The 14122-nt window shown below is 44.7% G+C and carries 13 protein-coding genes; 6 read left to right on the top strand and 7 right to left on the bottom strand.

What is annotated here, in order from left to right:
* Nucleotides 1-3: 3 nt before the first annotated feature.
* The 3 genes from kdpB to Q7P33_RS00475 all read right to left on the bottom strand — a co-directional run bounded on the left by kdpB (nucleotide 4) and on the right by Q7P33_RS00475 (nucleotide 4249).
* On the bottom strand, nucleotides 4-2070 hold the full coding sequence (gene kdpB / locus Q7P33_RS00485) for a potassium-transporting ATPase subunit KdpB (RefSeq protein WP_303866237.1): 2067 nt from the start codon (nucleotides 2068-2070) through the stop codon (nucleotides 4-6).
* Between the two features lie 12 nt (nucleotides 2071-2082).
* Nucleotides 2083-3771, bottom strand: a complete 1689-nt coding sequence (kdpA, locus tag Q7P33_RS00480; protein ID WP_303866234.1) for a potassium-transporting ATPase subunit KdpA — start codon at nucleotides 3769-3771, stop codon at nucleotides 2083-2085.
* Nucleotides 3772-3862: 91 nt separating this feature from the next.
* The gene (locus Q7P33_RS00475; RefSeq protein WP_303866231.1) at nucleotides 3863-4249 is read right to left on the bottom strand and encodes a hypothetical protein; all 387 of its coding nucleotides are present in this window, start codon (nucleotides 4247-4249) and stop codon (nucleotides 3863-3865) included.
* A gap of 429 nt (nucleotides 4250-4678) precedes the next feature.
* Here Q7P33_RS00475 and Q7P33_RS00470 point away from each other — a divergent pair, with 429 nt between their 5' ends.
* Both Q7P33_RS00470 and Q7P33_RS00465 read left to right on the top strand, forming a co-directional pair.
* On the top strand, nucleotides 4679-5176 hold the full coding sequence (locus tag Q7P33_RS00470) for a DUF6323 family protein (RefSeq protein WP_303866228.1): 498 nt from the start codon (nucleotides 4679-4681) through the stop codon (nucleotides 5174-5176).
* Nucleotides 5169-6533: a DUF6179 domain-containing protein gene (locus Q7P33_RS00465; protein ID WP_303866225.1), complete on the top strand. Its 1365-nt coding sequence runs from the start codon at nucleotides 5169-5171 to the stop codon at nucleotides 6531-6533. The genes Q7P33_RS00470 and Q7P33_RS00465 overlap by 8 nt, the downstream gene beginning before the upstream one ends.
* Before the next feature lie 2 nt (nucleotides 6534-6535).
* Here the strand turns inward: Q7P33_RS00465 and Q7P33_RS00460 are convergent, their stop codons facing one another.
* Nucleotides 6536-7246: a flavodoxin family protein gene (locus tag Q7P33_RS00460; RefSeq protein WP_303866218.1), complete on the bottom strand. Its 711-nt coding sequence runs from the start codon at nucleotides 7244-7246 to the stop codon at nucleotides 6536-6538.
* A 206-nt stretch (nucleotides 7247-7452) separates the two neighbouring features.
* Between Q7P33_RS00460 and Q7P33_RS00455 the strand changes: the two genes are divergently transcribed.
* The 4 genes from Q7P33_RS00455 to Q7P33_RS00440 all read left to right on the top strand — a co-directional run bounded on the left by Q7P33_RS00455 (nucleotide 7453) and on the right by Q7P33_RS00440 (nucleotide 10896).
* Nucleotides 7453-8106: a TrkA family potassium uptake protein gene (locus Q7P33_RS00455; protein ID WP_303866215.1), complete on the top strand. Its 654-nt coding sequence runs from the start codon at nucleotides 7453-7455 to the stop codon at nucleotides 8104-8106.
* Nucleotides 8103-8753, top strand: coding sequence for a TrkA family potassium uptake protein (locus Q7P33_RS00450; RefSeq protein WP_303866213.1), 651 nt, complete (start codon nucleotides 8103-8105; stop codon nucleotides 8751-8753). Before Q7P33_RS00455 ends, Q7P33_RS00450 begins: the two co-directional genes overlap by 4 nt.
* A gap of 128 nt (nucleotides 8754-8881) precedes the next feature.
* Entirely contained in the window at nucleotides 8882-10408 is a 1527-nt protein-coding gene (locus Q7P33_RS00445) for a TrkH family potassium uptake protein (RefSeq protein WP_303866211.1), read from the top strand.
* A complete protein-coding gene (locus Q7P33_RS00440; protein WP_303866209.1) occupies nucleotides 10393-10896 on the top strand; it encodes a hypothetical protein in 504 nt (167 codons plus the stop codon). The genes Q7P33_RS00445 and Q7P33_RS00440 overlap by 16 nt, the downstream gene beginning before the upstream one ends.
* Nucleotides 10897-11059: 163 nt before the next feature.
* Here the strand turns inward: Q7P33_RS00440 and lpdA are convergent, their stop codons facing one another.
* Genes lpdA through Q7P33_RS00425 form a run of 3 tightly spaced genes read right to left on the bottom strand, consistent with a single transcriptional unit; the run spans nucleotide 11060 to nucleotide 14120 of the window.
* Nucleotides 11060-12484, bottom strand: coding sequence for a dihydrolipoyl dehydrogenase (lpdA, locus tag Q7P33_RS00435; RefSeq protein ID WP_303866811.1), 1425 nt, complete (start codon nucleotides 12482-12484; stop codon nucleotides 11060-11062).
* 17 nt (nucleotides 12485-12501) lie between these two features.
* The gene (locus Q7P33_RS00430; RefSeq protein ID WP_303866207.1) at nucleotides 12502-13464 is read right to left on the bottom strand and encodes a GTP-binding protein; all 963 of its coding nucleotides are present in this window, start codon (nucleotides 13462-13464) and stop codon (nucleotides 12502-12504) included.
* A gap of 11 nt (nucleotides 13465-13475) precedes the next feature.
* On the bottom strand, nucleotides 13476-14120 hold the full coding sequence (locus Q7P33_RS00425) for a 5-methyltetrahydrofolate--homocysteine methyltransferase (RefSeq protein WP_303866204.1): 645 nt from the start codon (nucleotides 14118-14120) through the stop codon (nucleotides 13476-13478).
* Nucleotides 14121-14122 lie beyond the last annotated feature (2 nt).

Below are 14122 nucleotides of genomic sequence, written 5' to 3'. Positions count from 1 at the left end.
ACCTCAACTAAGACCCAGGACGGTTAACACCATATCCAGTAATTTGATCGCCACAAATGGAGCCATTAAACCGCCTAAACCGTAAATCAGCAGATTTCGCTGCAGTAGCTTTCCCGCTGCCATTTCCCGATACTTGACCCCCTTTAAAGCCAAGGGAATCAAAGCGACAATAATCAGGGCGTTATAGATGATCGCCGAAAAAATCGCACTTCTGGCGCTGGTCAGTCCCATTATGTTGAGCCCCATCAATTGCGGATAAATACTGAAAAACAAAACCGGAATGATGGCAAAATATTTGGCTACATCATTGGCCACACTAAAGGTTGTCAGCGCCCCTCTGGTCATCAGCAATTGTTTGCCGATACGGACAATGTCGATTAGTTTGGTGGGGCTGGAATCCAGATCGACCATATTGCCAGCCTCTTTGGCCGCCTGGGTTCCGGTGTTCATAGCCACCGCCACATCGGCCTGGGCCAGCGCCGGAGCATCATTGGTGCCGTCGCCAGTCATCGCAACCAGATGTCCCTTGGCCTGATAGTCCCGGATCAGAGTCAGTTTCGCCTCCGGAGTTGCTTCAGCCAGAAAGTCGTCCACCCCCGCCTCAGCGGCAATGGCCGCCGCCGTCATCGGATTATCGCCAGTAATCATAATCGTTTTAATTCCCATTTTGCGCAAATCTTCAAAGCGTTCCTTAACCCCATTTTTGACAATATCCTTAAGATAGATCACGCCGAGAATCTGATTATTTCTGGCCACCACCAGCGGAGTTCCTCCGTCATTGGCGACCTTTTTGACCAACACATCGCATTCTTCGGGATAGTTGCCACCATTAGCCAAAACAAATACTTTAACCGCTGAGGCCGCCCCTTTGCGAATCTGCTGACCCTGAAAGTCAATCCCACTCATTCTGGTTTTTGCGGTGAATGGCACAAAGCTGGCTCCTAGGGCTTTGATGTCCCGGCCCCGCAAATCAAACCGTTCCTTGGCCAGCACCACAATACTCCGCCCTTCCGCCGTTTCATCAGCCAGCGAAGACAATTGCGCTGCATCAGCCAGTTCCTTTTCGGAAACCCCGGTAATTGGGATAAAGACACTGGCCTGACGATTTCCCAGCGTAATGGTGCCGGTTTTATCCAGCAATAGCACATCCACATCGCCAGCTGCCTCAATGGCTCTGCCGCTCATGGCCAGCACATTGGCCTGATTAAGCCGACTCATACCGGCAATCCCGATGGATGAAAGCAGCGCTCCAATCGTTGTGGGTGCCAGACAGACCAGCAGCGCAATGACATTGGTAACCGAAATCCCGTTGCCAATACCAGCCTGTTTACTGGCAAAATAGGAAAAGGGCAGCAAGGTGGCGCTCACCACCAGAAAGATAATCGTCAATGCGACCAGCAGAATCTGCAGCGCAACTTCATTAGGGGTTTTTTTTCGCGATGCCCCTTCAACCATGGCGATCATTTTATCCAGAAAGCTTTCACCTGCCGCTGCCGTCACCCGAATCACCAACCAGTCTGATAACAACGTGGTGCCCCCGGTGACGGCACTGCGATCTCCTCCGGATTCGCGGATCACCGGTGCCGATTCGCCGGTAATGGCACTTTCATCCACTGATGCCGCCCCTTCAATCACATCACCATCCATGGGAATCTGCTCGCCTGACTTGACATAAACAATATCGCCCTTGACCAAGCGACTTGCTGGAACCTCGCTGTATACCGCCAAATCATTTGGGGATTTCAACTTGTGCGCAGTCACATCTTTGCGGGCCCGGCGCAGACTGTCAGCCTGGGCCCGGCCATGACCTTCAGCAATGGCTTCAGCAAAATTCGCAAATAAAACCGTAAACCAGAGAATTAAGGCAATGGCCAGGGTATAACCGGCCCCTTCATCAATAATCTGGGCAAAGCTCAAAAAATAAAGAGCGGTGGTCATGATCGCCCCAACAAAAACCACAAACATCACCGGATTTTTTAACTGCACCCGGGGTGACAATTTAACAAATGATTGTCGGATGGCATCAATCAAAATATTTTTTTTCAAACCATTGTTTTCCACATCATTCAACTCCCGTCAGCCTTATGTTATCGCTGTAAAATAATCAGCAATCGGTCCCAGAGCCAGTGCCGGTAAAAAACTCAGCGCCCCAATTAACAGTACAATCGCAATCAGTAAACCGATAAACAGGGTATTACTGGTCGACAGGGTGCCCTCGGTTTTGGCAACCAGCTTCTTATTCGCCAGATTTCCAGCCAGGAAAATCACTGCCACCAATGGCACGAAGCGCACAATCAACATGATCAATCCACCAAGCACATTGGTAAACACAGTGTTGGCCGTAAACCCGCCAAAAGCACTGCCATTGTTATTGCCCATTGAGCTGAAGGCATACAGTATTTCTGAAAACCCATGGGGGCCCGTGTTAGTCAACCAGTCACTGGCCGGGGGCATTACCACCGCCGCTGCGGTTCCCAGCAGTGTGAAAACCGGCGGTACCAGGACAATTAAACAGACCATCTTCATATCAAAAGGTTCAACCTTTTTGCCCAGATATTCCGGCGTCCTACCAACCATCAGTCCGGCAATAAAAACGGTCAGGATCACAAAACCAAGCATTCCATACAAACCACTGCCCACGCCGCCGAAAACAACCTCGCCGCTTTGCATTAAAAACATCAGAATCAAACCGGCCAGTGGAGTAAAGCTGTCGTGCATGGCATTCACCGAGCCATTGGACGCCGCCGTGGTGGCAGTTCCCCACAACGCCGAGGTTCCAACCCCGTGAATGATTTCTTTGCCTTCCATATTACCAGAATCCAGCATGCCTGAAATCAGTGGTGCCCCAGTGGCTTCGCTGACAGTCACAGCCGCCAGTGCGCCGGCAAACAGAATCGTCATAACCAGATAGATGGCCCAGCCCTGTTTATTGTCGCCCACTGCTTTTCCAAAGGCCACGCAAAGCGATGCCGGAATTAACAAAATGGCTAACAGTTCTAAAAAGTTGGTGAGTGCGGTGGGGTTCTCCAGTGGAAAAGCGGAATTCATCCCAAAAAAACCACCGCCATTGGTACCCAACTGTTTGATCGCAATCTGACTGGCTGCCGGTCCCAACGGGATGCTTTGGGTGATACCCGTTTCCAGTGCCACAATTTCATGATAGGGACCGATTGTCTGAACAACTCCCTGAGATACCAGCACCAGTGAAAACACCAACGACAAGGGAATTAGCACATAAAAACTGATTCGAATTAAATCGACCCAAAAACTACCAATCGTCGTTTCTTTAGTCCTGACAAACCCTCTGATCAGAGCAAACAGGACTGCGATTCCAGTTGCCGCCGACAGAAAATTCCATACCCCCAAAGCCAATGCCTGAGTCAGATAGGACATGCTTGACTCCCCGGAATAAGCCTGCCAATTGGTGTTTGATACAAAGCTGGCGGCGGTATTAAAGGCCAGATCCCAAGACGGGGCAGTCAAATTTTCCGGATTAAAGGGTAGCCCTCCTTGGAGCATTTGCAATGCAAACACAAAGATCAGTCCCAAACTACTAAGAAGGATCACCGCCAGGGCATAATGTTTGGGGCTCATCTCATCTTCCTCCCGGATACCCATGAAGCGGTAGACCATATTTTCAACGGGTCGCATTACTACAGACAGAAATACCCGCTGTCCGGTCATCACTTTATCAATATAAATACCAAGAGGAATCGAAAGTACCACCAGAGTCACCAGATAGAGGCTGTCTGCGATGATTATCTGATTCATCGTTCTTCCCCCTTAAATAATATCACTGCCAGATAAATCAGTAACATCAATGCAATGAGTCCTGAAATTACCAACACCACATTCATCTTGATCACTTCCTGTCTTTTTTTCGCAGATGCCCAACATGATTCCGGTCGTATTCAATAATATATAAGTCTTCCCCGTCCTGTTCCGACGTATCTCCAAAATCAACATGTGCTTTTCTTCCCCGCTCGGAAAAGGTGGATATTCTTTCCAGGTTCCGCATTGCTGGTGCATAGGCGGGATCGAGCGCGATGGCTGCCCGATAGTGTTTATGGGCCAAGTTATCTTCTTTTAATAGTTCTTCCAGAATCCCATACAGGTTATGTACCCCTGGAGAATGGGGATTCTCATTCATGGCTTGCTTTATTTTTGCTTCTGCCAAAATATAGTTACCTTCTTTTAACGCTTTTTTTGCTAAAACACTATATTCTTCAAAGGTATTCACTTTATCCATCTTCTTTTCCTCCTGAATTCAAATATTCTTTGTAGTTTAATTATATTTATTTTGCAATTAATTTAGTATATTGAATCGCCGTCAGAAGATAAAGATTCCATTAAGAAATTACCACTCCAATCCGAATGACCACCGGGATTTCTTACCAACGGTTATCGATAATCAGAACTCCCTCGTCTGATCGTGCCACAACTGTCTTTACCTGAATTACCAGCTTTCCGGTTAATGTCGCTTGCTGCAAAAAAACAGGCGTTGTCTCTTAAACAACGCCTGTCTTGTGTTAAAACCATTGATTTATTTAGTTATTCGTGATAAAATCTAAGATATGCATACAATTATCGCATTATATTTGACTACAATTAATCTTATCATATTTCGCCACTTTTGTCAATAGTTAATCTATTTTTTGTATGCCAGGGAGGTACCTCTATGTCGTTTGAACTGAAGCTGTTTGATAGTTATCTGATTGAAAAACAGGCCGTTTCGGAAGTGTTGTTATGTAATAACATTACGGCTGATTATGCGCTGGTGTTGTCCGAAGAGCAGGCGCTGGAACTGGTCGAAACTCGATCCCATTCACTGAAAAATGTTGGCCGGGTCGAATTTGGCGGCGGAATTATTGAAAAAGTCATTCTGACCTTTGCCGACAGCCCCTATATCTCCCAATATCGCTATGCAGAAATCATAAACGAGCTGGTTGAAGTCTTTTATTATTTCAAGAATGAAACCCTGGATTTAATGAGCGATGATGATCTGATTGGCTATATGAAAAAGTACTTTGACGGAGTCTGTCAGGGTTCTCTGGATCAACTTAAATATCGGGAACTGGAACGAATGGCTAAAAACGTCCGGCTAGGACTTGATCCTGATTATAACGATCTTTATGATAGTGAAAAATTGATGAACGATGAGGATGAAGATGAATAATAAGATCAAAAAACAGTCTATAATCGATGGCGAAAAGCTCAGTGGCGAATTTTATTTTCAGTCGCTGCTTCAGGAGGCCTATGTCAAGGGTGTCCTAAGTCCTAAAGAATCCGAACGTATTCAACTGGAGTGTCTGAAGCTGCTGGCCGACAGTACTGAGCGGTTTACCCGGGGCCAAAGCAGCTCGATCCGGGTTGAAATCGCCCAGGGAATTATGGCTTCCAACCTCTTTACCATCGGGATCTACCTTAAATCACTGCCCGATCTAGATACCGCCATCTTTCATATCCAAAATGAACCACTTGAAAAACTCTATGAATATGGTTTAGCGGTACTGAAGCGAAAAATAAATGTGGCCCATTATTTTTATAACCGGGTTTGCAAAAGCAAGCTAAAAACCGCCAATCAAGCCTACAATATCACCATTGACCAGGGTTTTAAGCCCTTTTTTGAAAGCTATGAAATCAATTTTCATGCCCATGAAATCCCCAGTGACATCGACTATCAACTGATCCATCCGGTCACAGATCTGGCCGGGGTTGAGTTCGTCATCAAGTATCTGGAAAACCTGTATTATGAAAATTTGTTTTGTTCCTATTTTGATGCCGATACTATCCATGAAGTGATGAGTGGTTATGATCCGTCCTACAAATATCTCCTCGATAACATCTGTGCCCAGGTTTTGCAAAATGCGCTGGGTTGTCAGTTATTGAGCGCACCCCCAGACCGGCTGGATTTCAGCCCGGCCGATCTCAATGCGCTGGATAAAAAATTAAAAAATCACAGTCAGGCTGAGCTCCAAACGCAGTTGGAAACAGCGGTCCGGGAGCTTGTTACCGATTTGAAATTAACCAATCGGTCTCTGAAAAAGTACCTGCTAACCAGCCTCACGAAAATCACCCCCACCGTTTTTCAGGGACTGACCATCCACTCTCTTAACAAGGTTTTTGTGCCCCGGTATAATCCTAACATCAAACCGATTATCCATTATAATATGGGCATTAAAATGGATGACAACGCTTATCGGGACATGATTACGGAATTTTTGTCCTGCCGTTTTTTCGAGGATAAGCTGGCAATCATTAAAGAACAGATAAAAACCCTGGCCGATATGGAAGACCTGCTGATCGCTGGCGAATTGGAGTCTACCGAAGCAACCATGATTTTTGGGCTGCTGGAGGACATTGAGTTGGCGGTGCTGACCAAACGTCATCCCCTTCATCCGGCCATTGATGCCATTGATTTTTCCGCTTCCGAAATCCGGATGCAGCAAAATCTGGATGCCTATCTAAGGACGCTGCCCCGTGCGCGGTTGGCTGAAATTCTCAGTATGGCCACCACCATTGAGGTCGTCTGATATTAGAAGGGCTTCGTCCCGCTTAACCAGCCCTGAGCTTCCCAATGATTACGATCGGTGAGATTCCAGTCATTCTTTTTCATCATATTCTTCATCATCACAAACATGATTTTTCGAAACAAAGGCGCTGCGCTGTGTTCGATATTAGCCACCGCTGTGGTGGCTTTTTTTGCCAACTGGGCCATATCTTTTTCAATTTGACTGCGCTTTTTGTCGGATATCTCACTCCATTTCATGGCGGCCACTGCCTGCTTACTGGCAAATCGTTTTTTTACCCCCCAGAATTTCAGACTGTTCTGCATCGTTTTGGTGGTGTGGGATAATCCTGCTCCGGCCGTGGTGGCAAAACTGATCCCCACCGTATTAAACATTTTTGGATTGGGGCGGTGGCTAAGCCACATATAGCACAGATGATCCAGCAGTGCTTTTAACTGACCGCTTACATCCAACCCGTAAACCGAAGAGGTCAGAATCAACAGATCGGCATCTTCCAAGGCGGTGACAATGGGCTGGATCTGATCGGCGTGGGGGCAGGTGTCTTCCCCCTTCAAGAAGCAGGAAAAACAACCGCTGCAAAACTTGGACATATCGTTGGGCAGATAAAACTCCGTTATCTCAGTATTTATCTTTTTTGAAATATTCTGAACTAGCAACTCTTTACAATGCCAGGTGCTGCCATGACGCATGGAGCCATTGATTACTGTTATCTTCATTTTTCCATCCCTCTCTCAAAATAACTCCTAGTTTACCTCATTATAACGAAGGGCTGTAAATCTTTCAACGCTTAACCATTAATATTAAATTTATATAAGCCCTTCACATCTTTATACAAACTTTATAGGATCTATGATAATTTTTCAGTAGGGTAAAAAAACTATTTCATTTATCCATCATCTTGGCTTCATATTAGGAGAAAACTATGTATATCATTATTATTGGCTGCGGCAAGCTCGGCAGTACCTTGGCCAAAGAGTTATCCATCACTGGACACGACGTTTCGGTCATCGACCACGACAGCGAAAAATTGAATGTTTTAGGGAGTGGTTTTAATGGTTCCAAATTAAGAGGCGTTGAATATGACAACGATCGCTTGCAAGAAGCTGGCATCAAACAGGCCGATTTCGTTATAGCGGTAACCGCCGATGACAACATTAACATTACCGTCGCTTTGATCGCTAAAAAAATCTATAATGTGCCCCGAATCATCGCCCGGGTCGGGGATCCCAGCCGAAAACATATTTATGACATGCTGGGTATTGAAACCATTTGTCCCACCCAGTTGGGGGTGGAGATCCTTAAACAGAAGATCTCTGAAAAAAATGTACAAGTGCTGGCGGTTATTCAACCGGACACTGAAATTATTGAACTGATTGTAAAAAAACATAAGCCTTGTACGGTAAAAAGCATCGAAGAAAAATATAACTGTATCGTGTCTGGCTTAATGGTAGCTAGTCGCTTTATTTTTCCTGAAAAAGATGAGCTGGTTCCCTATGGTGCAAAAATTATCTGCACCATCCTCAAAAAAGATAAAGAAAAAATTATTACCTCACTGGCTAAGGAGATATCACGATGAAATCAATCATTATCGGGGGCGGAAAGGTCGGCTATTATCTGGTCCAGACCCTAAAAAAAAGAGACTATCACGTCGTCTTAATTGAAAGAAACAGTACGATTTGCCAAAAAATCGCTGAAGATATCGACATTGAGATCATTTGCGGCGACGGTACCGATCTGGAAGTTTTAAAAGACGCTGGCATCCAGGAGGCCGAGATCATTGCCGCTGTCACTGGAACCGATGAAGAAAATCTGGTGATCTGCGAAATTGCCAAGGTCAGTTTTAACATCAGTAAAACCATCGCCCGGATCAATAATCCCAAGAACATTGCCATGTTCAAGGCCCTGGGGGTGGATAAGACAGTTTGCAGCACCGAGGTGATTGCCAATCTTATCGAATATGAATTCGACAGGGATAATTTTAAACTGATCCACACCTTTGAGCGCGGTGCTATGATTCTCGTCGAAATCATCATCCATGCCGATGACCGCTGGTCTAATCAATTTATTCAGGACATGGATTTACCGACGGAATGCGTCATCACTTCGATCCTCAGGGATGAACAGGTCATTTATCCCCGCGGCGATACGCATTTTCTTGAAAATGACAGAGTGTTGGTGATTACCAATAAGGTGGCTTTAGCAAAATTAAAAAAACTGCGATAACGGGGAGGAAATCAAATGGAATCACGAAAAAATGAACTACTGGGGCTGATGATGGAACTGCTGTCGGTATCGGCCTATGTGCTGCTGTTTTTTATTCTGACCCTTGTGTTGATCTGAACTGAACTGCCATGAATACTTTTAATGGACGTTTTTACAGTATCTTTATCATCAGTTACTATACCGGTTTCGTTGTTCTGGGCATCGCCCTGTTGATGGTTCTCCCCATTTTGACAGCAGTGGGTCTTCAGGAATGGAATCCCTTTTGGGATTTTATCATCACTATGGCGATTTCGGTTATTCTGGGCCTGCTCCTGATTATAATCGGAAAACAGACCCGCCACAACAAAAGCTTTGTCCAGTGGAAACACGGTTTTGTGGTGGCATCACTTTCCTGGATTATTTTGATGTTTTTGTGTGCTATTCCCTATTTGCTCAGTGGGCATGTCAATTCAATTCTGGATGCCTGTTTTGATGTCATGAGCGGTTTTACTACCACGGGCATGGTTTTGACCCAGGATCTGGATCATATCTCGCTCAGTTTAAATCTATGGCGTCATATGCTCACCTTTATTGGCGGTCAGGGGATGATTGTCCTGGCGTTGACCTTTTTATTAAAAGAAACCAGCGGTGCCTACATCTTTTATGTCGGGGAAGCCAAAGATATCGACCTGGTTCCCAATGTCAAGGGAACGGCTCGGATCATCTGGAAAATCAGCATGGTTTATCTGTTGATCGGAACGGCGGCCTTGTGGATTGACGGCATGACTATCGGACTGAACCCCCTGTCGGCATTTTTTAATGGACTGTTTATTTTTGCATCCTCCTGGAGCACCGGCGGTTTTGCCCCCTATACCCAGAACATGATGTATTACCATAGCTTTTCTTATGAAAATCTGACGATCATCTTTTTTATCCTGGGCTCATTGAATTTCGGCCTGCACCACGCCATTCTTTCTGGCAATAAAAAAGAATTGCTCAAAAACATCGAAACCCAGAGCTTTTTTATCAGCTCGTTTTTGGCCAGCATCCTGGCCGTCATGTGGCTGGCACGAACCGGCATTTATAATGATGCCATCACGATGTTTCGGCGGGTCGTTTATAATGTCTTGTCCGCTCATACCACCACCGGATTTGGTTCGGTTTATGCCCGCCAATTTGCCCTGGAATGGGGTGACTTCGGGATCCTGATACTCGTTATTGTGATGCTGATTGGCGGGTCGGCCTGTTCTACCGCCGGCGGTTTTAAAGGGCTGCGGGTCGGCATCATCTTTAACAGCATCCTTGCTGATGTGAAACGCCTGTTGGCTTCAGAACGCAATGTCAAAGTCTTTCGTTTTCACCACATCAAGGATCAGATTCTTTCGGATGGCCTGGTCAAGGCATCGGCCCTGATCATCATTTGTTATCTGATCACCTTTGCCATCGGAACGCTGATCGGCACCTATTATGGTTACCCACTGGCCAGCGCCGCCTTTGAAGCGGCCTCAATTACCGGCAATGTGGGGCTATCCATCGGCATAACCACCCCGGGTATGCCAACAGTAATGAAAATCTACTATATTATTGCCATGTATCTGGGTCGACTGGAATTTCTTTCCGTTTTCGCCCTCATCGGTTTTATCATCGGAGGTATAAAAAAATGTTGGACAAAATAATAAAAACGTTTATGCTTACGGTGAGTCTACTTTTCTGCCTGAATGGAAGCGTATTGGCCGCTGATGTGATCGAACTGAATCAGCTGGTGGAAAATGCCGAAGCTATGGACGGTCAAAGCGTCACCGTCAGCGGGGAAGCCATTGGTGAAGCGCTGGAACGGGGCGACCACGCTTGGGTCAATATCAATGACGGTACCAATGCCATGGGTATCTGGATGCCTCTTGACGTTACCCAACATATTAAGGTATTTGGTGATTATAAGCATCACGGTGACCAGCTTCAGATCACCGGGGTATTTAACCGGGCCTGTGCCCAACATGGCGGTGACGTAGATATTCACAGTGACTCGATCACCGTGCTGATGGCTGGTTATGCCACCGACGAATCGGTTCCAGCTCTGAAAATCATCATTGGTCTCATGCTTATGTGTTTGGCTTCAGTGCTTGGTATGATCTATTTTAAAGCTATCAAAAAAAGTGCCGGCTAAAACCATCACTCTCATATTTTCTATTGAATAATGCATCATATGAACTATATCTGCCCGTGTGCGTTATTTAAAATAATGGTTCTTTTGTATACTGGGATTTGAGACTAAGATGGTTCATCTTTCATGTAAATATGTATGCTATTTTAATGATTCATAACCTTAACTAAACTTTATTAATTGACATCTCGTGAACATCGTGCAGGGCTTCCATGATCGCTTCTGACAGCGTTGGGTGTGGGTGGATCACATCACCCAGTTCTTCTGCCGTCAACTCAAAGTGAACCGCCATCGTTAACTCTGCCAAAAGGTCGGTCGCCTCCGGCCCGACAATCGAAGCGCCAATAATTACGTCTTTTTCATCGACAATAATTTTAACCTGGCCCTGGATTTTTCCGATAATTTGCGCTTTCCCCAATGATCTGAAGTCAAAACTGCCGGTTTTATAAATAATGCCCCTTTGCTGGGCTTCTTTTTCATTTAACCCCACCGCTGCTACCTGGGGATCGGTATATACACATCGGGGGATCGCTTTATGAACAGCGGTTTTATTTTTACCCAACATGTTTTCAGCAGCAATAATGCCTTCTTTCGAGGCGACATGAGCCAAATACGGCGTATTGATAAGATCTCCTACAGCATAAATCCCTTTGACATTGGTTTCCAGCAACTCATCAACTTCAATCTGTCCCTTTGAATCCATGTTAATCCCTAATGCATCCAGGTTAAGTTCTTTTGAAAAGCTCGCTCGTCCGATTGAAAGCAAAATCATTTCTGCTTCCAATGTTTTGCCACTTGACAGGGTTACTGCAATTCCGTTATCCTGAACGTTCACATCGGTGACACTGGTGGCAGTCAAAACTTTTATTTTTTCCCGTTTAAATTGTCGTAACAGTTGCTTTGCAACGCTCTCATCCTCATAACTCAAAATTTGCTCAGCCATTTCCAATATCGTTATCTGACTTCCCATTCGGCTAAAAAATTGCCCCAGTTCGCACCCGATAACGCCACCCCCGATGACAATCATTGATTTTGGTGGCGTTTTTAACGCGAGCGCCTCAGTACTGGTAATTACTTTCTTGCCGTCATAATGAAACATTTCCGGACAGACGGGAACTGAGCCGGTCGCCAATAAGATTTTATCACTTACCAGTGTTTCAGATCCACCATCGTCACGCTTTACTTCTACCGTTTTCGAGTCGATCAGTTTGCCAACACCCTGAATCAAATTTACACCGTTTGACTCAAAAAGAAATTCAATTCCCTTGACTAAACCGGATACCAACTTATCTTTTCGTTCGATGATTTGCGCTGGATCAACGACTGTCTTATCGTTAAAAACCCCAAACTTCTCGGCTTCCAATGAAGTTGTCAAAACTTCTGCCGATGCCAGTAATGCTTTGGTCGGAATACACCCCACATTCAGACAGGTTCCGCCAACCTTATTTTTTTCAACAACGGTCACCTCTGCCCCTAATTTAGCTGCCATAATGGCAGCTTCATAGCCGCCTGGACCACCGCCGATAATGGTAATTTTCATTTTAACCATCCCTTTCGTTTCACTTAGATCACAAAATTTTGTGCTTTGAATGCTTTTATTAATTTTTCTTAAATTTTGAAAGCCGTCTCACCAAAAAACATCTTCCAAAACTTCAGAAGATCACTAGTCATCTTAATTCCTACTGAAGAAATAAAAACCACTTCAGTTTCGTCAATTGGCTGATTCCAAGGATTCATCACCGCAAAGTCATTGACACAGCTGACCTCAAATACACCTTGGGTTGTTCGGACAAATCCTTTGATCCGGTGGGTTGAATACTTAATTTCCTGAAGAAAACCATTGAATTTTTCAAAATCCAGGATCGCTTCAGTTTTTAATATTTTCGTTTTTGGCCGGGATTCCCAGGTATTTGTCGATGGCTGGGCTACAATTTGTTTTTCATTCATCCCTAAAACCATTTCCCGAATCGGTACATTGCAAAATGAGGTTTGATAAATGCTGACATCCACATTAATTTTTCTAATTTTTTCTTCGATCTCCATCAACACTGCCGGTGTTTGCAGATCTGCCTTATTGATAATCACAGAACTGGCGTATGCAATCTGCTTTTCTAAGGCCGGAATAACATCAAACTGCTTCAAAAAATAAAGGCCATCGACAATACAAAGTGATCCAGCATAATCGTAGGAAGCCCCTGAAATCTTAGTTACGGTTTCTAAAACCACACCCATATTAGACGGATCAGCAACGCCTGATGATTCGACGAAGACAATTTCCAGATCCCGCGTTAAAAATTCTGCCATTCCTTTAATGAAGTTCTCCTTCAGACAAGCGCAAAAAATAGAACCATTCGTTAGCTCAATCAGATCAAACTCCTCAGTTTGGATCAATTGTCCATCAATACTGGTTTCTCCGAATTCATTCATCAGGACACCAATTTTTGTATCTTCAAATTCTTTTAACAATCTTTTGAGCAGAGTGGTTTTTCCGGAACCTAAAAACCCCGTCAAAAGAATAAGCTTCATATTCTTCTGCGGATTACGACCTGGTAAATCATTCGTTGGGAACATTCCTTCACCTCTTAGTTGATTCTTTTTCGAAAACTGCATGTTTTTTGCTGACACTGTCGGCAATCGTGATCATTTATGCTGCATTCCAGAGTCTGATCCGCACCATAAACATATCCCAGCGTTTTCGAAGGTTTATACATATATTTCTTGGTAATTTCAATCTTCTGTTTCATGATCTCATCTAAATTGTCCAAAATTTTTTTCTGATAGGATAGACAAATCCCTTCATCGCCCGGAGAGTAACGACGAGTCAGCCCATAGCCTCTTTTCTGATGAACATCATCCCGAATACGCCCATAAAAGCGCTCACTAGAGTCAAATAAAAGTTGATTGGCCATGGCATCAAGTAACAGTCCTTTAAATGAATCATTTTCGCAAAACAGTTCCGTGCTTCTTTTACTAACCGCATCTCCCAGAGTGATCAGGCAAAAAACCACATGGGTCGGCGAATCGAAATCCTGATGAAAATCTTTTCCCAGGATATTGGTCTTCAGTTGGTAATACCCCTCAGGCCTTACCAGCATTTTAAATTCCGGCAGCAATTCCTCATAGCTATTTAAATAATAATCATATTGGGCTGCGCCTTCATAAAGATCCAATCGATTAAATATTTTCTGCCGATCAATTTCTATTTCAAAATCCAAATAATCGTTCATCG

Source organism: Acetobacterium wieringae (assembly GCF_026646375.1).
Lineage (GTDB): Bacteria > Bacillota > Clostridia > Eubacteriales > Eubacteriaceae > Acetobacterium > Acetobacterium wieringae_A.
Note: the sequence above shows the minus strand (reverse complement) of the source record. Positions and strands in the feature narration are given on the sequence as shown.

Coding starts and splice junctions, on each gene's coding strand:
- Q7P33_RS00450 (WP_303866213.1), top strand. CDS start 8,103: ATGAAATCAATCATTATCGGGGGCGGAAAGGTCGGCTATTATCTGGTC.
- kdpA (WP_303866234.1), bottom strand. CDS start 3,771: ATGAATCAGATAATCATCGCAGACAGCCTCTATCTGGTGACTCTGGTG.
- Q7P33_RS00460 (WP_303866218.1), bottom strand. CDS start 7,246: ATGAAGATAACAGTAATCAATGGCTCCATGCGTCATGGCAGCACCTGG.
- Q7P33_RS00465 (WP_303866225.1), top strand. CDS start 5,169: ATGAATAATAAGATCAAAAAACAGTCTATAATCGATGGCGAAAAGCTC.
- Q7P33_RS00425 (WP_303866204.1), bottom strand. CDS start 14,120: ATGAACGATTATTTGGATTTTGAAATAGAAATTGATCGGCAGAAAATA.
- Q7P33_RS00455 (WP_303866215.1), top strand. CDS start 7,453: ATGTATATCATTATTATTGGCTGCGGCAAGCTCGGCAGTACCTTGGCC.
- Q7P33_RS00445 (WP_303866211.1), top strand. CDS start 8,882: ATGAATACTTTTAATGGACGTTTTTACAGTATCTTTATCATCAGTTAC.
- Q7P33_RS00440 (WP_303866209.1), top strand. CDS start 10,393: ATGTTGGACAAAATAATAAAAACGTTTATGCTTACGGTGAGTCTACTT.
- Q7P33_RS00430 (WP_303866207.1), bottom strand. CDS start 13,464: ATGTTCCCAACGAATGATTTACCAGGTCGTAATCCGCAGAAGAATATG.
- Q7P33_RS00470 (WP_303866228.1), top strand. CDS start 4,679: ATGTCGTTTGAACTGAAGCTGTTTGATAGTTATCTGATTGAAAAACAG.
- Q7P33_RS00475 (WP_303866231.1), bottom strand. CDS start 4,249: ATGGATAAAGTGAATACCTTTGAAGAATATAGTGTTTTAGCAAAAAAA.